17 protein-coding genes are annotated in these 17,203 nt (G+C 64.4%); 6 read left to right on the top strand and 11 right to left on the bottom strand.

The genetic code is table 11. The annotated features are described in order from the left end of the window. Positions 1 to 75: 75 nt before the first annotated feature. From HW466_RS06675 to HW466_RS06660, 4 genes are all read right to left on the bottom strand, one after another. Complete coding sequence (locus HW466_RS06675) at positions 76 to 1,515, bottom strand: MFS transporter (protein ID WP_151003739.1); 1,440 nt, start codon at positions 1,513 to 1,515, stop codon at positions 76 to 78. 85 nt (positions 1,516 to 1,600) lie between these two features. Beyond that, positions 1,601 to 2,677: a 4-hydroxyphenylpyruvate dioxygenase gene (gene hppD, locus HW466_RS06670; RefSeq protein ID WP_151003741.1), complete on the bottom strand. Its 1,077-nt coding sequence runs from the start codon at positions 2,675 to 2,677 to the stop codon at positions 1,601 to 1,603. A gap of 39 nt (positions 2,678 to 2,716) precedes the next feature. Then, the gene (locus HW466_RS06665) at positions 2,717 to 3,868 is read right to left on the bottom strand and encodes a CaiB/BaiF CoA transferase family protein (protein WP_151003743.1); all 1,152 of its coding nucleotides are present in this window, start codon (positions 3,866 to 3,868) and stop codon (positions 2,717 to 2,719) included. A 7-nt stretch (positions 3,869 to 3,875) separates the two neighbouring features. Then, positions 3,876 to 4,817 (bottom strand): hydroxymethylglutaryl-CoA lyase, encoded by a 942-nt coding sequence (locus HW466_RS06660; RefSeq protein WP_151003745.1) that lies wholly within the window; start codon positions 4,815 to 4,817, stop codon positions 3,876 to 3,878. A 137-nt stretch (positions 4,818 to 4,954) separates the two neighbouring features. Here HW466_RS06660 and HW466_RS06655 point away from each other — a divergent pair, with 137 nt between their 5' ends. The 3 genes from HW466_RS06655 to HW466_RS06645 all read left to right on the top strand — a co-directional run bounded on the left by HW466_RS06655 (position 4,955) and on the right by HW466_RS06645 (position 7,485). Further along, positions 4,955 to 5,875: a LysR family transcriptional regulator gene (locus tag HW466_RS06655; protein WP_151003747.1), complete on the top strand. Its 921-nt coding sequence runs from the start codon at positions 4,955 to 4,957 to the stop codon at positions 5,873 to 5,875. Positions 5,876 to 6,508: 633 nt separating this feature from the next. Further along, positions 6,509 to 7,126, top strand: a complete 618-nt coding sequence (locus HW466_RS06650) for a LysE family translocator (protein ID WP_059536307.1) — start codon at positions 6,509 to 6,511, stop codon at positions 7,124 to 7,126. A 110-nt stretch (positions 7,127 to 7,236) separates the two neighbouring features. After that, positions 7,237 to 7,485, top strand: coding sequence for a hypothetical protein (locus tag HW466_RS06645; RefSeq protein WP_059507992.1), 249 nt, complete (start codon positions 7,237 to 7,239; stop codon positions 7,483 to 7,485). 121 nt (positions 7,486 to 7,606) lie between these two features. Here HW466_RS06645 and HW466_RS06640 read toward each other — a convergent pair whose 3' ends face one another. The 7 genes from HW466_RS06640 to pobA form a co-directional block, all read right to left on the bottom strand. Then, positions 7,607 to 8,965, bottom strand: a complete 1,359-nt coding sequence (locus HW466_RS06640; protein WP_059507991.1) for an MFS transporter — start codon at positions 8,963 to 8,965, stop codon at positions 7,607 to 7,609. Between the two features lie 164 nt (positions 8,966 to 9,129). Further along, positions 9,130 to 9,516 carry a 4-carboxymuconolactone decarboxylase gene (gene pcaC / locus HW466_RS06635; RefSeq protein WP_059447463.1) on the bottom strand — a complete coding sequence of 129 codons (387 nt, stop codon included), beginning with the start codon at positions 9,514 to 9,516 and terminating at the stop codon, positions 9,130 to 9,132. A gap of 10 nt (positions 9,517 to 9,526) precedes the next feature. Next, positions 9,527 to 10,312 carry a 3-oxoadipate enol-lactonase gene (gene pcaD / locus HW466_RS06630; protein ID WP_059507990.1) on the bottom strand — a complete coding sequence of 262 codons (786 nt, stop codon included), beginning with the start codon at positions 10,310 to 10,312 and terminating at the stop codon, positions 9,527 to 9,529. After that, positions 10,312 to 11,685: a 3-carboxy-cis,cis-muconate cycloisomerase gene (locus tag HW466_RS06625; RefSeq protein WP_174905746.1), complete on the bottom strand. Its 1,374-nt coding sequence runs from the start codon at positions 11,683 to 11,685 to the stop codon at positions 10,312 to 10,314. The genes pcaD and HW466_RS06625 overlap by 1 nt, the downstream gene beginning before the upstream one ends. A gap of 88 nt (positions 11,686 to 11,773) precedes the next feature. Further along, on the bottom strand, positions 11,774 to 12,430 hold the full coding sequence (locus HW466_RS06620) for a CoA transferase subunit B (protein WP_012365076.1): 657 nt from the start codon (positions 12,428 to 12,430) through the stop codon (positions 11,774 to 11,776). Positions 12,431 to 12,464: 34 nt separating this feature from the next. Then, positions 12,465 to 13,178 (bottom strand): 3-oxoacid CoA-transferase subunit A, encoded by a 714-nt coding sequence (locus HW466_RS06615; protein ID WP_014900666.1) that lies wholly within the window; start codon positions 13,176 to 13,178, stop codon positions 12,465 to 12,467. A 144-nt stretch (positions 13,179 to 13,322) separates the two neighbouring features. After that, entirely contained in the window at positions 13,323 to 14,555 is a 1,233-nt protein-coding gene (gene pobA, locus HW466_RS06610; protein ID WP_059447460.1) for a 4-hydroxybenzoate 3-monooxygenase, read from the bottom strand. Positions 14,556 to 14,671: 116 nt separating this feature from the next. Here pobA and HW466_RS06605 point away from each other — a divergent pair, with 116 nt between their 5' ends. From HW466_RS06605 to HW466_RS06595, 3 genes are all read left to right on the top strand, one after another. Continuing rightward, complete coding sequence (locus tag HW466_RS06605) at positions 14,672 to 15,598, top strand: LysR family transcriptional regulator (RefSeq protein ID WP_059507987.1); 927 nt, start codon at positions 14,672 to 14,674, stop codon at positions 15,596 to 15,598. A gap of 101 nt (positions 15,599 to 15,699) precedes the next feature. Beyond that, the gene (gene folE / locus HW466_RS06600; protein WP_059447632.1) at positions 15,700 to 16,329 is read left to right on the top strand and encodes a GTP cyclohydrolase I FolE; all 630 of its coding nucleotides are present in this window, start codon (positions 15,700 to 15,702) and stop codon (positions 16,327 to 16,329) included. Continuing rightward, positions 16,329 to 17,132: an SDR family oxidoreductase gene (locus HW466_RS06595; protein ID WP_059447458.1), complete on the top strand. Its 804-nt coding sequence runs from the start codon at positions 16,329 to 16,331 to the stop codon at positions 17,130 to 17,132. The genes folE and HW466_RS06595 overlap by 1 nt, the downstream gene beginning before the upstream one ends. The last annotated feature ends 71 nt before the right edge of the window (positions 17,133 to 17,203 follow it).

The raw sequence follows: 17,203 nt of genomic DNA, 5'->3' as shown, positions 1-17,203 counted from the left end.
TGTGACACGACTGTCTCCAATATTAACCAGGTTCAAACCATGAGACGAAAACCTGCGGAAGGCGCCTTTTTCGAGTCACCTATTCAGCTCTTCGAGTCGAACGCCATTGGTCCGTGGTCCGAATAGGCCGATTGCCAACGCAACCACCAGCATGCAACCGGTGATGCCGGTGAACACTCCGACGACCCCGAAGTTTCGTAACAGAAAGGCGATAATGAACCCCGAGAACATCGCGCCAACACGGCTGATCGAATACACGATTCCGCTCGCTCGGCAACGGATCGCTGTTGGAAAAAGCTCCGCCTGGTACGCGTGGAAGGCCACAGAGATCGTCTGTCCGGCGAGACTGATCAACACGCCCAGAACGATGAGCGGGACGACTTCGTTCATTTTCCCGAACGCGAGTCCGCAAACGACTACTGCGAGTGCTCCGCCCACAATCAGCGATTTGCGCTGGATTTTGTCCGCATAGAGCATTGCGAGCATTGGTCCAGCCGGCATTGCAAATGCAATGATGAACGAATACAGCAAGCTCTTCGTAACGGTAATTCCCTGGCCTATCAGAAGTGTCGGTACCCAGTTGTTAAAACCGTAATAGCCGATTGCCTGGCAGAAGTTGAAGACGATGAGCATGATGAAGCGCGAGCGATACGGAGGCTGCAGCAGTTCGGCAAACGATGCCCGGCGATGCACCGGCTGCTCGATCACTGGCAGCGGGGGCGGCAGCGGCTTTCCGCTTTCGCGCATGACGATCTCTTCGATTTTCGATACGACTCGCTCGCCTTTCTCGACGTGGCCGTGCGTCGCTAGCCAGCGCGGGCTCTCCGGAACGCGCCGGCGAATGATCCACACGAGCACTGCGCCGACCGATCCGGCAAGCACCACCAGCCGCCACCCGTCGATGCCGAAAAGGGTCGTGGGCACCAGCCAGTACGAGAGGATTGCAGCGACCGGCGCTGCAGCGAACATGACCGTCTGATTGAATGCCATTGCGCGGCCGCGCATATGTTGCGGGACGAGTTCGGTGACATAGGTGTCGATCGTGACGATCTCGATGCCCACGCCGATGCCCGTGATGAAGCGCCACAGAAGGACGCCTTCTGGCGTCGTCTGGAAAGCCATGATCGCGGAGCCGATCGAGTACCACAGCAGCGAGACCGTGAAGACTGTGCGGCGCCCATACCGGTCAGGCATCCAGCCGAGGCCGAAGGTTCCAATAAACAGACCGGCAAACGTCGCTGCGATGAACCCGGCAATGCCGTTCAGGCCGAAGAACGAATGCGTCGTAGTTTGCAGTAGACCGCTTTTCGCCATGCCCGGGGCAATGTAGCCGGTAAAGATCAGGTCATACACTTCGAAAAAACCGCCGAGCGAGATGAGAAACACGAGCATCCAGAGATGCCGCGTAATCGGCAAACGGTCCATGCGTGCGGAAATTTCAGCACCTGGACTGATGCCGACCCGCACGTTCGATCCCACGAGCGGGGAGTTGCCTGCGGTGATGGTTTGCTGCATGTCATGTCTCCTGATTTCACCTACGGCGGCGTGCTTATGTTTGCGCCCCTGCCGTTAAGAAAAAGCAATGATCGGTTGGCGCGAATTAGTGCTGGCCGACAACACCTCTCCGGATTTGATCGCGCTCGATCGATTGAAACAACGCCTTGAAATTTCCTTCGCCGAAACCGTCATCGCCCTTGCGCTGAATAAATTCGAAGAACACAGGGCCGAGCAGCGTATCGGAGAAAATCTGCAGCAACAGCCGCGGATCGCCACCGCTCGTATTTCCATCGAGCAGAATGCCGCGTGTGCGCAACTCCGAAACCGGCTGCCCATGCCCCGGCAGGCGTTCTTCAAGCATCTCGTAGTAGGTGTCGCTTGGCGCAGTCATCAGCGGCACTCCGGCCATCACCAGTTTGTCGATGGTTGCTGGCAGGTCGTCCGAGAGCAAGGCAACGTGCTGGATTCCTTCGCCGTTGAACTTCATCAGGAACTCTTCGATCTGCCCCGCGCCCTTCGAGGATTCCTCGTTCAGCGGAATGCGGATCTTGCCGTCGGGCGCGGTCATCGCTTTGGAGGTGAGGCCGGTGTATTCGCCTGAGATATCGAAGTATCGAATCTCGCGGAAGTTGAATAGCTTCTCGTAAAACCCGGCCCAGAACGCCATGCGTCCGCGATAGACGTTGTGCGTCAAGTGATCAATGAGCTTCAACCCAAAGCCCTCGGGATGCCGATCCACTCCTTCGACAAACTTGAAATCGATGTCATAGATCGACTTACCGTCTTCGAATCGATCGATCAGATAGAGAGGCGCCCCGCCAATGCCTTTAATCGCCGGCAAGCGCAATTCCATCGGACCGGTTGGCATCTCAAGCGGTTGCGCGCCCAGTTCGATGGCGCGTGCATACGCCGCATGCGCATCTTTCACGCGAAACGCGAGGCCACACGCGGACGGTCCATGCTCCGCCGCAAAGTATGCGGCGGGGCTCTTCGGCTCCCGATTCACAATAAAGTTGATGCTGCCCTGCCGGTACAGCACGACATCCTTCGAGCGATGGTGCGCGACGAGCGTGAAGCCGAGCTTTTCGAAGATCGGCTCCAGCGTATTGGGGGTCGGCGACGCAAATTCCACGAATTCGAATCCCATCAGGCCCATCGGGTTCTCAAAGAGATCTGCCATTTCATTTGCTCCGTGATTCAATTCGTTCCCGGCGGGACGTCATGCGACTACCCGGCTCTTCAGGCGCGAAAGCACTTCCTGCGTATGTTCGCCGACGCGCGCCAGCGCCTGTCGCACCCCGGGACGCCGCCCGCCCATCGTCAGCGGCAAAAGTACGACTTCGGTCACGCTGCCGTCGTCGGTCTCCATCGGGACCAGGCCACCGCTTGCCTTCAGATGCGGGTCATTGAGCAGTTGCTCAGGACGCACAATCGGCGCGTACGGAATGCCGGCCGCTTCCAGTTTTGGCGAAAGCTCCTCGACGCGATGCTCCTTCAGAATTGCGCCGAGCACTTCCAGCAGCTCTGGTCGGATCGCGACGCGCAGCGCGTTCGTCGCGAAGCGCGGCTCGGCCGGGAGGTCCGGGCGACCGATCAGGTCGCACAGCGTGATGAACTGCTTGTCGCTGACAGCGCCAATGAAAAGCTGCTCACCACCGGCGAGCGTGAAGACATCGTAGACACTCCACGCCGATACGCGCGAGGGCATCGGCGGCGGCGCTTCCCCGGTCATCGCGTATTGCTGCATGTGTTGACCGGAGAGGAATACGCAGTTCTCGAAGAGCGCACTTTGTACTTCCTGGCCGCGCCCGGTTTTTTCACGTTCGCGCAACGCGGCGAGGACGCCGATCGCGCCGAACATGCCGCCCATGATGTCATTGACGGACGTGCCCGCGCGCAGCGGCCTGCCAGCCGGTCCGGTCATGTATGAAAGGCCGCCCATCATCTGTACGACCTCGTCGAGCGCGAGGCGTTTTTCGTACGGACCGGGCAGAAAACCCTTGTGCGACACGTAGATGAGGCCGGGATACCGCTTTGAGAGCGTGTCGTAATCGAGCCCGAGTTTCGCCATCAGTCCCGGACGGAAGTTTTCGAGCATCGCATCGCAGGTGCCGATCAGTTCGATAGCGGTTTCCCTGCCCTCGGCCGTGTTGATGTCAAGCACGACGCTTTTCTTGTTGCGGTTGAACGAGCGGAAAAATCCGATGCCAAGGCCGGGCAGCTTACGAGTCTTGTCGCCCCCGGGTGGCTCCACCTTGATGACTTCGGCGCCCAAGTCGGCGAGAATCATGCCGCACGTCGGCCCCATCACCATGTGCGTGAATTCGATGACGCGAATGCCGTCGAGAGGGAGTTTTGCATTGGTACTCATAATGACCTCAGGCACTGAGCGCAGCGGAAGCGGCAAAGGTTTTGGGTAATCCGGCACGCCACAACGCACCGTGAAGGTCTTCGCCTTCGAGCCATTGCGCCACTTTCGCGCGTAGCGTTAGCAAGGCGGGGATGTCGATACCGGTCTTGATGCCCATGTCGGCAAGCATGAATGCGAGGTCTTCGCTTGACGCGTTGCCGCTCGCGCCCGGCGCATGCGGACAGCCCCCAATGCCGGCAAGCGTCGCATCGAAGCGCGCGACGCCGGTCTCGAGTGCCGCAAAGACGTTGGCGAGCGCGAGGCCTCGCGTGTCGTGAAAATGCCCGCACCAGAAGCGGCCGCCCGCGATCTTCCTTGCTTCCTCGAAGAGTTTGCGCACTGCCGTGGGACCGGCATAACCGACTGTATCCGCGATGCTGACGCGATCCGCGCCCGCATCGAGCAATGCTTGCATGCAGCGCAGCACCTCGCTCTGTTCGACGCGGCCCTGAATGGCGCAGCCGAACGCTGTGCCGATGCCCCCTTCGATCAGTGTCCTTGAGCCGGCGGCATCGCGCGCCGCACGGATGCGAGCCACTTCCGCAACGACTTCATCTGGTGTCTTGCGCAGGTTAGCGAGGCTGTGCTCGTGGCTGGCTGAGAGCGGCACAAGCAGCAGGTCGGCGCGCGTTTCGATGGCGCGCTCGGCTCCTTTAACGTTTGGCACGAGCACCGAAACTGCCAGGCCCGGGAGTGTCTTCGCGTAGGCGACAAGCTCGGCAGTATCTGCGAGCTGAGGCAAAAGTCGCGCAGGAACGTAAGAGCCCACCTCGATTTCGCGCTGGCCGGCGGCGTATGCATCGCGGATCCACTCAAGCTTTCGTTCGGTAGGAAGAATGCTCGAGATGCTCTGCAAGCCGTCGCGGAGACCGACTTCGCGGATGACGACGTTTGCGGGGAATGACGACATGGTTCTGTCTCCGTTTATTTTTGCCGACCATTAAGCCATCGGCGATGTGATAACTTTAGCCATTCCATCCGAACCTTAAAGCGGTATTTTGGAAGCTCAGTGCTTCCGATTCGGAACGTCAACGTACGGAGCCGGCTATGCGCGATATCGACGTAAAGACGCTGCGACTGCTCGTCGCGGTATGCGATCACCGCAACATCGCTCGCGCCGCAGCAGAGGCACACATCGAGCCGTCTGCGATCAGCAAGCGCATCGCGCAGCTGGAAAGCGACTTGGGCGTGCCAGTGCTTTCGCGATCCCGGCGTGGCGTGGAGCCGACCGCCGCGGGCATTGCACTACTCGAACACGCGCGCAATGTGCTCTTCACAATGGAGCGCATCGCCAGTGACGTCGCCGCGTTCGCGGGAGGCCTAGAGGGCCGGGTGAGCATCTGTGCATCGGCCTCGGCGATTGCGGAGGCACTGCTCGACGACATCGCTTCGTTCATGCGTGAGCCCGACTATCGGAACATCAGGGTCGACGTCGAAGAACGGCTGTCGTCCGATCTCGTGCGGCAACTACGCCAGGGCGCGGCGAGTGTCGGCGTATGCTGGGATAACGTCGACCTGCAAGGGCTTCAACATCGACCGTACCGTCACGACCGGCTCGCGCTCGCAGTCCATCGGGATCATCCGCTTGCGGACGAGGTGTCGTTGCGCTTTGTTGAGACGCTTGAGTATGAGCACGTCGGCTTGCTGCCATCGACAGCGGTCCACACGATGCTGCAGCGTGCCGCTGCCAAGGCCGGCAAAACCGTGTCTTACCGTGTGATCGTGTCGAGCTTCGATGCAGCGTTCCGTGTTGTTGCAGCGGGGCTAGGAATCAGCGTCGTGCCGGTGGAGGTCGCTGAGACCTATAGACATGTACTTGGAATTAAAGTTATTCCGCTCACCGATGCTTGGGCACAGCGCCGATTCGTTGTGTGCTTTAAAAACTTCGATACGTTACAGCCGGCCGCGCAGCACATGGTCAATTATCTTGCAAGCCGGATCAGAACGCATTCCGAGTCCCAGTCTTGAAGCCTTGGTTCCCTAGTGCTGCAGGCGCACTGATGACCTTACCCCGCCGAGTGCCGATGGCGGTCGCGATGCCCGATCGGCGTCCTCACATCGATACTGTCGAGCAGTTGCCCCGGTTCGGTCGTGTCGAGCACCGGCATCTTGCCCTGCTTTGTGGTGTGGCTCGGGCCACTAGCGCGACCGGATTGTACGGCACAACCTGGCCGGTGAGGATTCAGTCGAACAGGTGACGGATCGCTGCCGGACACTGCTTGACGGTCGTGATCGACGATACCTTTGTGTGAACGAGCGCCACGCATGGAATGGCAATGAGCGCATCTGATGCGACAAGTCTGATCTGACACCACCGATCAAAGATTGCGTCATAAATCAGCATTGCCAAATATTCTCCGATCATTTTCTGCCGGCCGATATGGGTCACATTCCTCGTACGTGGAACGCAGCCAATTATTCAAAGACAACATATTGAAATTGCGGACATCTTTTCTGAGAGACAACAGGTCTTGTTCACGATTGCGCCCCGATCTGCCCCTCCCGTACCGGCACCCACCCAGCAAACTGTACCGGTACTGTACAGAAAACCGTCGCTACACTGGCTCCATCCCAGTCTCAAACATGAATGGAGAATCCGCGATGGACTTCCTCACCCTCAGCGCATTGCCCGCCGGCATGCTGTTCGCGCTCGTCACGTCGATCACGCCCGGCCCGAACAACACGATGCTGCTCGCTTCCGGCGTCAATTTCGGTTTTCGCCGCACGATGCCGCATCTGTTCGGCATCAGCATCGGCGTCGCGGTCCTGATGCTGTGCGTCGGCTTCGGTCTCGGCGAGGCGTTCCGGCGCGTGCCGGTCCTGTATACGATCCTCGAAGTCGCGAGCGTCGCGTATCTGCTGTACCTCGCATGGCGCATCGGCACGTCGGGTGAAGTGAAGGCGCAAGGCGCCAAGCCGCGGCCGATGACGTTCCTCGAAGCCGCCGCGTTCCAGTGGGTCAACCCGAAGGCATGGATGATGGTGCTGACCGCCGCCACGACCATCCGTCTGTCCGCCGACTACGGGATGAATGCCGCGTGGATGGCCGTCGTCTTCATCCTGATCGGCTTTCCGTGCATCAGCCTGTGGGCCGCGTGCGGCCAGGGCCTGCGCCGCTTCCTGTCGAACCGCCGCGCGCTGCGCATCTTCAACGTGACGATGGCCGTGCTGCTGATCCTGTCGCTGTACCCGCTCGTCGTGCATCTGCTCCCGCAGTAAGCGCTCACAAGCGCACCCGTTGAGCTTCGCGCCATGCAGGCGTACCCTTTTGGTACGGGCGCGTGCAGCCGCTTCGCCGGCCGCGCCGCTGCTCTGCTTGGAGATTGCCGATGAAGCCAATGCTGAAAGCCGGCGAGCACATCGAGGGCATGCACTGGATAGCCGAGTACCGCCCGCTCACGCACGACATCCGCGTGCTGCGGGAAAACGTCGAAGTGGGCACGTACTGCGCGCCGCCCACGCTGTTCGGCGACGAGGAGGCGCTCGGCGCCGCGAACCTTGCCGATCACCGCGCTCAGGAGGCGGCGCTGCGCGCGTATCTGCGCAACTTCGTCAAGGAACACGACGCGGAGGAGTAGCGGCGCGATGGTCGTAAAGTGAACGGGCCGCTGACGCGGCCCGGTCTGTTGTTGCGTATCGCCCGGCTCACGACCGTTCGCAACACGCAGAAGGCCGGCGCATCGCCCCGGCCCGATCCGCTCAATGCCCGAGCGACTCGATCTTGCCGCCCGGTTGCGCAACGCCGTGCGGCCGCGCCATCTGCTTGATCAGCAACGCAACGCACGCAAGCAGGCCCGCGACGGCGATCGTCGCGAACACGCCCGCGAACGAGAAGTGCCGGCGCGTCAGTTCGGCAACGAGGAACGACCCGGCGATCCCGCCGAAGCGGCCGACACCGAGCATCCACGCCACGCCCGTGCCGCGCCCTTCGGTCGGATAGAACGCGGCGGCAAGCGCCGGCATCGACGATTGCGCGGTGTTCATCAGCACGCCCGCGATGAACACGATCAGCACGAGCAACCCGACGTTCCCGGCCGCCTGGCCGATCGCATACACGCTGATCGCGGTCAGCGCATAGCACACGGCGATCACGCGGTTCGCGTTGAAGCGGTCCATCAGCACGCCGCACAGCACCGCGCCGACGCCGCCGAGCGGAAACAGCGCGGAAATCAGCGTCGCGCTCTTCGGCGTGAGGCCCGCGTCCTTCAGCAGGATCGGCATCCAGTTGATCGACGCGTAGAAGATCACGAGACCCATGAAGTACGCGAGCCACAGCATCACGGAGCCGACGACGTACGAGCGCGACAGCACGACGCCGATCCCCTTGCTGCCCGTGTGCGGCGCGGATTCGGTCATCGCGAACGAGCCGGCGTTCAGCGCATCGCGCGAGATCCGCGACAGCGTCGCGCGGATCCGGTCGACGCTCTGGCCTTGCGCGACCATGAAACGCACCGATTCCGGCATCTTCAGCAGCAACAGCACGCCGAGCAGCAGCGGCGTCACACCGCCGAGCATCAGCACGCTGCGCCAGCCGAAATGCGGGATCATCCACGCGGCCAGAAAGCCGCCGAACGCCGCACCCAGCGGGAAGCCGCAGAACATCAGGTTGATTACGGTCGCGCGGCGCTTGTCCGGGCAGAACTCGCCCATCATCGTGACCGCGTTCGGCATCGCCGCGCCGAGGCCGACGCCGGTGACGAAGCGCAGCACCGTCAGATGCCCGATGGTCGTCGAGAATGCGGAAACGAAACATGCGATACCGAACAGGAACACCGAGCCGAGCAGCAGCGAACGGCGCCCGAGGCGATCGGACAGCGGGCCCGACACGAGCGCGCCGCACGCAAGGCCGAACAGCGCGGCGCTCAGCACGGGTGCGAGATCGGGTTTGGTGAGGTTCCATTCGCCGAGCAGCGACGGCGCGATGAAGCCGATCGCGGCCGTATCGAAGCCGTCGAGCAGCACGATTACGAAACACATCAGGAATACGAGCCACTGGAAGCCGCCGAACGGCTGCTCGTTGATGAAGGTCTGGACATCGACCACGGGTGCGCGATTCATCGCGAGTCTCCTATGTAAACAACGCGGCCCGATGGCCGCGCCTTTTCCTTGTTTGCGCGCCGATTCGCCGCCGGCGCGTCATGCGTTCCCGACACCCGCCGGCAGCGGCAGGCGTCGCGATCGGATCACGTCCGGCGCGAGCCGGCCGTGTTGTTCAGCCGCACCTAGGCGGCCGCGTCCTGTTCCTTGAAGATCTTGTCCGCGAGATGGAATGCGGAGTTCGCAGCCGGCACGCCGCAATAGATCGCGGTCTGCAGCAGCACTTCCTTGATCTCGTCGCGCGTCACGCCGTTGTTGCGCGCAGCGCGCAGATGCAGCGCGAGTTCCTCGCCGCGGTTCAGCGCGACCATCATCGCGATGGTCAGCAGGCTGCGCGTGTGGCGCGGCAGGCCGTCGCGCGTCCAGATCTCGCCCCATGCATAGCGCGTGATCAGGTTCTGGAATTCGTCGGTCACTTCGGTGCGGTTCTGGATCGAACGGTCGACGTGCGCGTCGCCGAGCACCGCGCGACGCACCTTCATCCCCGCTTCGTAACGTTGCTGGTCGTCCATCGTCGGTGCCTCATGCGGTCAGGAAGTCGAGCAGCGCGCGGTTGAAACCGTCGGTGCACTCGATGTTCGAAATGTGCGCGGCGTCGAATTCGACGTGACGCGCGCCGGGAATCGCGGCGGCCAGCGCACGGCCCTGGTCGGGCGGCGTCGACATGTCCTTCTCACCGGTCACGACGAGCACCGGCAGCGCGATGCCCTTCACTTCCTCGCGCAGGTCGGCCGCGTTCAGCGCGTCGCAGTTCGCCGCGTAACCGTCCTTGTCGGTATGCACGAAGGTGTCGCGGATCGCATCGAACAAACGCGGCTCGCGATCGACGAATGCGTCGGTGAACCAGCGCGGCAGCACGGCGTCGGCCAGCGCGGCCATCCCTTCCGCACGCGCCTTCTGCGCACGCGGCGCCCATACTTCCGGCGAGCCGATCTTCGCGGCGGTGTTCGACAGCACGGCGCGCACGATGCGCGACGGGTAGCGCGCGGCAAGCGCGGCACCGGTCAGGCCGCCCATCGAAATCCCGCAGAAATACGCGCGATCGATGCCGACGTGATCGAGCAGGCCGATCACGTCGCCCGCGAGCTGGTCGATCGTGTACGAGCCGGCCGGCGCTTCGGAATGGCCGTGGCCGCGCGTGTCGTAGCGCAGAATGTTGAAATGCTGCGCGAGCGGGCGAATCTGCGGCGCCCACATCTGCAGGTCGGCGCCGAGCGAGTTCGAGAAGACGAGCCACGGCGCATCGTCGCGCGCGGCACGGTCGATCCTGTAATGCAGTTTCACGCCGTTGACAGTGGCGAAAGGCATCAGTGTTCTCCTGGTTGTGTCGTGCCCGCGTGCAGCGCGAGCACGGCGTCGACGTAGGCCTGCGCCTCGCCGACATAATGTGCGGGATCGAGCAGCCGCGCGAGCGCGTCGCGCGACAGGTGGGCGGAGACGGTCGCATCGGCGGCGAGCACGTCGAACAGCGTCGCGCCGGTGCGCACGGCTTCCTTCGACGCCTGCTCGACGACATGATGCGCATCGAGGCGTCCGATCCGGTCGCCGAGCGCGAGCATCACGGCTTCCCCGAGGATCAGCCCGTGCGTCAGGTCGAGGTTCGCGGCGAGGCGCTCGGTGTTCACGTCGAGGCCCGCGACGATCTGCGCGATCTGCGCGAGCGCGCCGCCCGTCAGGCGCGCGACGTCGGGCAGCGCATCCCATTCGGCCTGCCAGCCGCCGAGCGCGCGCTCATGCTCCTGGACCATCCCGGCCAACACGGTCGCGACGAGGTTCGGCGCGCGCACCGCGGCGGTCAGCACAGCCGCGCAGCCGACGGGGTTGCGCTTGTGCGGCATCGTCGACGAGCCGCCCTTGCCGGCGGCCGCCGGTTCGCCGAGCTCGCCGACTTCGGTCTGCATCTGCAGCGACACGTCGCGCGCGATCTTGCCGAGCGTGCCCGTCAGCATGCCGAAGCACGACGCGGCTTCCGCGATGCGGTCGCGCTGCGTATGCCACGGCACGGCCGGCAACGCGAGCTTCAGGTCGGCCGCGAGCGCCGCGCTCACGCCGGCCGCCTGCTCGCGCAGGCTCGCCAGCGTGCCGGCGGCGCCGCCAAACTGCAGCACCAGCGCGCGCTCGCGCAACTCGGCGAAGCGCGCGCGATGGCGCAGCAGCGCATCGAGCCACTGCGCGAATTTCAGGCCGAGGGTGATCGGCAGCGCCTGCTGCAGCCACGTGCGGCCGATCATCGGCGTCGCGCGATGCGTGCGCGCGAGCGCCGCGAGCGACGTGCACGCTTCATCGAGCAGCGGCTCGAGCACGTCGAGCGTGTCGCGCAGCTGCAGCACGGTCGCGGTATCGATGATGTCCTGGCTCGTCGCGCCCCAGTGCACGAACTTCGCGGCCTCGGGATCGTCGGCCTTCACCTGGGCGGTGAGCTGCTTGACGAGCGGAATCGCGAGATTGCCGCCGAGCGCCGCGCCGCGCGCGAGCGCATCGGCGTCGAGGCGGGCGGCGTCGCACGCGCGTTCGATCGGCGCGACCGCGGCGGCGGGAATCACCTGCCGCGCGGCGAGCGCACGCGCGAGCGCGGCTTCGACGTCGAGCATCCGCTGGATCGTCGCGCGCGGCGACCAGATCCGGTTGAGCGGCTCGGTGCCGCAGATGAGGGAGGTCAGGCGGGCGCTGTCTTCGAGCATGGCATCAGATTGGGGAAACGGCGTGCGCCTATTGTCTACCCAAGCGCGCCGGCGTGCGCTCCATCGCGCCCGCCGGCCCGCTTGCCGTTCAGGCCGCTGCCTTGCGCGTCGCGTCGATCAGCGGCACGCCGGTCAGCTTCTGTAGTTCGTCGAACGACAGGTCGGTGAAGATCTCGCTCACCGCGAGGCCGTCCGCCGTCACGTCGAGCACCGCGAGATCGGTGTAGATGCGGCTCACGCACTGCACGCCGGTGACCGGATACGAGCACTGCGCGACGATCTTGCTCTCGCCCTGCTTCGTCAGGTGCTCCATCATCACGAATACCTGCTTCGCGCCGATCGCGAGGTCCATCGCGCCGCCGACGGCCGGAATCGCGTCGGGCGCGCCCGTATGCCAGTTCGCGAGGTCGCCGTTCGCCGACACCTGGAACGCGCCGAGCACGCAGTAGTCGAGGTGGCCGCCGCGCATCATCGCGAACGAATCCGAGTGATGGAAATACGCGCCGCCGGTGAGCAGCGTCACGTGCTGCTTGCCGGCGTTGATCAGCTCGTCGTCTTCCTCGCCGGGCGCGGGCGCCGGGCCCATGCCGAGCAGGCCGTTCTCGCTGTGCAGGAAGATTTCCTTGCTCGGGTCGAGGTGGTTCGCCACCAGCGTCGGCACGCCGATGCCGAGGTTCACGTACGCGCCTTCGGGGATGTCTTGCGCGACGCGCTTGGCCATCTCATCGCGGGTCAGTCGTTTCATTTCGGGTCTCCGGTCTCGGACAAAGTTCGGGCGTTCAGGCGGCTTGCGATGCACGTTCGGCGGCCAGCTCGGCCGCATGCGCGGCCTGCGGCACCTCGACGACGCGCTGCACGAAAATGCCCGGCGTCACGATGTGTTCCGGGTTCAGCCCGCCGAGCGGCACGACTTCCGACACCTGCACGATCGCGACCTTCGCGGCGCTGGCCATGATCGGCCCGAAGTTGCGCGCGGTCTTCCGATACACGAGATTGCCCCAGCGATCGCCCTTGTACGCCTTCACCAGCGCGAAATCGGCGTGGATCGGCGTCTCGAACACGTACGACTTGCCGTCGATCACGCGCGTCTCCTTGCCTTCCGCGAGCTTCGTGCCGAAGCCGGTCGGCGTGAAGAAGCCGCCGATGCCGGCGCCCGCCGCGCGGATCCGCTCCGCGAGGTTGCCCTGCGGGACGAGCTCCAGTTCGATCTCGCCCGCGCGGTACAGCGCGTCGAACACCTGCGAGTCGCTCTGGCGCGGGAACGAGCAGATGATCTTGCGCACCCGCTTCGCCTTGAGCAGCGCCGCAAGACCCGTCTCGCCGTTGCCCGCGTTGTTGTTGACGATCGTCAGGCCGCGCGCGCCCTGCTCGATCAGCGCGTCGATCAGCTCGGACGGCATGCCCGCCGTGCCGAAACCGCCGATCATGATGGTCGCGCCGTCGTGGACGTCCGCGACCGCCGATTGAAGCGATTCGAAAATCTTGTTGACCATGTCTCTTCCTGATACGAACCCGCGGCACGATGCGCGGCCTGTCGAGGGGGCACGCGCGTGTCGCGTGCCGCGTCGAAGGCCGTCGTCGACCTTCGGCCATCGTTCGCTATTCGAACCTTGATTCGATTAGCGAACGATGGCCGATCATAGAGTCGCGCACAGCGCGTTGTCAAGGCGGGATCCTTCGGGGGGCGTCTGGTCGTCGAACGGCAGCCCGACGTAGTTTTCGGCGAGCGACTGCGCGGCGGCCCGCGAGCGGGTCACGTACTTGAGCTCGGCAAACTTCAGGCGATTGACGAACGGCGAGTCCTCCGGCGACGAATGCAGCATGTTCGTCATGAAGTACGAGAAATGCTCGGCGCGCCACACGCGTTCGAGACAGGTCGCCGAGTAGCGCTCGAGCGGCGTCGCGTCGCCGTGGCGATAGCGCGCGCCGAGCGCGCGTGACAGCGCGCGGACGTCGGCCACCGCGAGGTTCATGCCCTTCGCGCCGGTCGGCGGCACGATGTGCGCGGCGTCGCCCGCGAGGAACAGCCGGCCGTGCTGCATCGTCTCCGACACGAAGCTGCGCATCGGCGTCACGCTCTTCTGCGTGATCCGGCCCTCGGTCGGCGTCCAGCCCGTGTCGTTCGAGAAGCGCGTGTGCAGTTCGTCCCAGATCCGCGCGTCGGACCATTCGGCCAAGTCTTCGTCGGGCTTGCACTGCAGGTAGAGGCGCGTGACCGTCGGCGAGCGCATCGAGAACAGCGCGAAGCCGTTGTCGTGATGCGCGTAGACGAGCTCGTCCAGCGACGGCGCCGCATCGGCGAGGATGCCAAGCCATGCGAACGGGTAGACGCGCTCGAACGTGTTCAGGCGCTCGGCGGGAATCGTCTGCCGCGCGATGCCGTGGAAGCCGTCGCAGCCGGCGATGTAGTCGCAATCGATGCGATCGGCGCGGCCGTCCGCGTGCTTGAACGTGACGAACGGGTGCTCGCTTTCGATATCGTGCAGCGCGACATCGCTCACTTCGAAGTGCATCGCGTGACCGTGCTCGACGCCGGCCGCGATCAGGTCGCGCACGACTTCATGCTGGCTATAGACGGTGATCGCGCGCCCGCCGGTGAGCGCGCTCAGGTCGATGCGGTGGCGCTGGCCGGAGAACAGCAGCTCGATGCCGTGATGTTCGAGCCCTTCGCGACGCATCCGCTCGCCGAGGCCCGCTTCGTTCAGCGTGTCGACGGTGCCCTGCTCGAGCACGCCGGCGCGGATGCGGTTCTCGCAGTATTCGCGCGAACGCGCTTCGACGAGGATGGAATCGACGCCTTGCAGGCGCAGCAGATGGGAAAGCAAAAGGCCGGACGGACCGGCGCCGATGATGGCGACCTGGGTGCGCATTGTTCGTCTCCTGAACATTGGTTCGAGTAATGGAACACATTTGAGCGCTTTCCCGACTATGCGGCAACGCGATTCAGGAGATATGTTGTATACGTTTTGGAGATACTGGCCCGGCCATGGAAGCGCTCGACCTGAACCTGATTCCCTACCTCGTCGCGCTCGACGACACGCGCAACGTCAGCCGCGCCGGCGACCTGCTCGGCGTGAGCCAGCCGCGCGTGAGCACCGCGCTCGGCCGCCTGCGCGAGTATTTCGGCGATCCGTTGTTCGTGCGCACGTCGCGCGGAATGGAGCCGACGCCGCGCGCGCTCGCGCTGCTGCCGGCCGCGCGCGACGCGCTCGCGCAGATCGAGCGCGGCCTCGTCGCGCCGCACGACTTCGATCCGGCGGCGAGCACGCACACGTTTTCGATCGCGCTGTCGGACGTCGGCGAGATCGTGTTCCTGCCGAAGCTGCTGCAGGCATTCGCGACGCACGCGCCGCATGCGAACCTGCGCTCGGTCTCGCTCTCGCACGATGAAGTCGGCCGCGGCCTCGAAGCCGGGTCGATCGATCTCGCGGTCGGCTACTTCCCCGATCTCGACGGCAACAACTTCTTCCAGCAGCGTCTGTTCACGCACCGCTTCGTCTGCCTGATGCGGCGCGGCCATCCGCTCGAACAGGCACGTCCGTTCACGGCCGAGCAGTTCCTCGCGTGCGGACATGCGGTGGTGCGCGCCGAGGGCCGCAGCCAGGAAGTGCTCGAGAAATACCTCGCGAAGCAACGCATGCAGCGCCGTGCGGTGCTCGAGACGCCGCACTTCATGAGCCTGCCGTTCATCCTGAGCCGCACCGACCTGATCGCGACCGTGCCGCACGCGATCGGCTATGCGTATGCGGCCGAGCATGCGTTCATCGTGCCGGTCGAGCCGCCGTTGCCGCTGCCGCGCTTCGACCTGAAGCAGCACTGGCATCGCAAGTTCCACAACGACCCGCGCACCGCGTGGCTGCGCGGCGTCGTCGCGTCGCTGTTCAACGACGAGCAGGACGAATGGCCGAAGTGACGCGCGGTGTGCGGCAGGCCGCACGCACGACGCGCGAAAGCATGAAACAATGCCCGAATATCCGCGCCGCCGCTGGCGGCCGCATTCGATGGAGCGACCAGATGGGTAAAAAATCCGCGCGGCCCGAGCCGGCCGCATCCCGGCCGAGCCGGGAAGAAGCCGAGGAGGCCGTTCGCGTGCTGCTGCGCTGGGCCGGCGACGATCCGGCCCGCGAAGGGCTGCTCGACACGCCCGCGCGCGTCGTGCGCGCATATGAAGAGTTCTTCGCCGGCTATGCGCTGGAGCCGCGCGACATCCTCGCGCGCACGTTCAGCGAAGTCGACGGCTACGACGAAATGATCGTGCTGAAGGACATCCGCTTCGAGAGCTATTGCGAGCATCACATGGTGCCGATCATCGGTCGCGCGCACGTCGCGTATCTGCCGAATCATCGCGTCGTCGGCATCTCGAAGCTCGCACGCCTCGTCGACGCGTTCGCGAAGCGCCTGCAGATCCAGGAAAAGATGACGGTGCAGATCGCCGACACGCTGTTCGACGTGCTGCAGCCGAAGGGCGTCGGCGTGATTCTCGAAGCCGCGCATCAGTGCATCTCGACGCGCGGCGTGCACAAGCCGGGCGTCGAGATGGTCACGTCGCGCATGCTCGGCACGTTCCGCACCGATCCGTCGACGCGACGCGAATTCCTGTCGATCGTCGCGAATCCTTCTTCAGTCAACCTGACGAATACGTAATGCAGTCCACGAAGCAAGCGGCTAACGCGCCGGTCGTGCTCGTGACCGGCGCCGCGCGCCGGGCCGGGCGCGCGTTCGCCGAGTATTTCGCCGCGCACGGATATCGCACCGCCGTCCATTACGACCGCTCCGCCGATGCCGCGCAGGCGGCGGCCCGCGCGATCGCCGAACGCGGGCACGATTCGGTCGCGTTGCAGGCCGACCTGTCGGATGCCGGGCAGATCACCGCGCTGGTCGACCAGGTGTATGCGCGCTTTGGCCGCCTCGACGTGCTGGTCAACAACGCGTCGGTGTTCTGGCAGGACCATTTCCCGAGCTTCGATCTCGCGGCGTTCGACCAGGCATGGGCCGTCAACTGCCGCGCGCCGATCCTGCTCACGCGCGCATTCTACGAACGGGCGCGCGCGGCTGGCACGCAGGGTGTCGTCGTCAACGTGGTCGACCAGAAGATCAAGGAAAACTTCCACCGCGATCATTTCAGCTACACGGTCGCGAAGGCCGCGCTCGGCAACCTCACGCAGATGCTCGCGCTGTCGTCGTCGCCGGTGCTGCGCGTGAACGCGGTGTTCCCCGGGCTGATGCTGCCGAGCGACGACCAGACGCAGGCCGACTTCGAACACGCGAGCCGCGCATCGACGCCGCTCGCGCGCATCGCCGGGCCCGACGACGTCGCAGGCGCGATCCTGTTGCTGACCGGCAGCGCGTACAACGGCGTGGATTTCGTCGTCGACGCGGGGCAGAACCTGATCCGGGTCGACCAGGACGTGCTGTACAAGCATCGTTCGCCAGCCGGCAAGCACTGACCAACGCATGTTGCACGGCATCCGTGTGCGCCGTCGCACATGGATGCGCGGGCATCGACGCATGCTTTCAC

Origin of the sequence: Burkholderia territorii, assembly GCF_902833055.1 — a bacterium.
Classification (GTDB): Bacteria; Pseudomonadota; Gammaproteobacteria; order Burkholderiales; family Burkholderiaceae; genus Burkholderia; species Burkholderia territorii.
The sequence above is the reverse complement of the archived record's forward strand: the minus strand, read 5'-3'. Positions and strand labels throughout refer to the sequence as shown.

What these genes read in the sequence shown, in the direction of transcription:
- HW466_RS06665 (WP_151003743.1), bottom strand. Translation starts at nt 3,868, where the DNA reads ATGAGTACCAATGCAAAACTCCCTCTCGACGGCATTCGCGTCATCGAA.
- HW466_RS06605 (WP_059507987.1), top strand. Translation starts at nt 14,672, where the DNA reads ATGGAAGCGCTCGACCTGAACCTGATTCCCTACCTCGTCGCGCTCGAC.
- pcaD (WP_059507990.1), bottom strand. Translation starts at nt 10,312, where the DNA reads ATGCCTTTCGCCACTGTCAACGGCGTGAAACTGCATTACAGGATCGAC.
- HW466_RS06620 (WP_012365076.1), bottom strand. Translation starts at nt 12,430, where the DNA reads ATGAAACGACTGACCCGCGATGAGATGGCCAAGCGCGTCGCGCAAGAC.
- HW466_RS06655 (WP_151003747.1), top strand. Translation starts at nt 4,955, where the DNA reads ATGCGCGATATCGACGTAAAGACGCTGCGACTGCTCGTCGCGGTATGC.
- HW466_RS06660 (WP_151003745.1), bottom strand. Translation starts at nt 4,817, where the DNA reads ATGTCGTCATTCCCCGCAAACGTCGTCATCCGCGAAGTCGGTCTCCGC.
- HW466_RS06650 (WP_059536307.1), top strand. Translation starts at nt 6,509, where the DNA reads ATGGACTTCCTCACCCTCAGCGCATTGCCCGCCGGCATGCTGTTCGCG.
- HW466_RS06625 (WP_174905746.1), bottom strand. Translation starts at nt 11,685, where the DNA reads ATGCTCGAAGACAGCGCCCGCCTGACCTCCCTCATCTGCGGCACCGAG.
- folE (WP_059447632.1), top strand. Translation starts at nt 15,700, where the DNA reads ATGGGTAAAAAATCCGCGCGGCCCGAGCCGGCCGCATCCCGGCCGAGC.
- HW466_RS06675 (WP_151003739.1), bottom strand. Translation starts at nt 1,515, where the DNA reads ATGCAGCAAACCATCACCGCAGGCAACTCCCCGCTCGTGGGATCGAAC.
- HW466_RS06645 (WP_059507992.1), top strand. Translation starts at nt 7,237, where the DNA reads ATGAAGCCAATGCTGAAAGCCGGCGAGCACATCGAGGGCATGCACTGG.
- HW466_RS06595 (WP_059447458.1), top strand. Translation starts at nt 16,329, where the DNA reads ATGCAGTCCACGAAGCAAGCGGCTAACGCGCCGGTCGTGCTCGTGACC.
- pcaC (WP_059447463.1), bottom strand. Translation starts at nt 9,516, where the DNA reads ATGGACGACCAGCAACGTTACGAAGCGGGGATGAAGGTGCGTCGCGCG.
- pobA (WP_059447460.1), bottom strand. Translation starts at nt 14,555, where the DNA reads ATGCGCACCCAGGTCGCCATCATCGGCGCCGGTCCGTCCGGCCTTTTG.
- hppD (WP_151003741.1), bottom strand. Translation starts at nt 2,677, where the DNA reads ATGGCAGATCTCTTTGAGAACCCGATGGGCCTGATGGGATTCGAATTC.
- HW466_RS06615 (WP_014900666.1), bottom strand. Translation starts at nt 13,178, where the DNA reads ATGGTCAACAAGATTTTCGAATCGCTTCAATCGGCGGTCGCGGACGTC.
- HW466_RS06640 (WP_059507991.1), bottom strand. Translation starts at nt 8,965, where the DNA reads ATGAATCGCGCACCCGTGGTCGATGTCCAGACCTTCATCAACGAGCAG.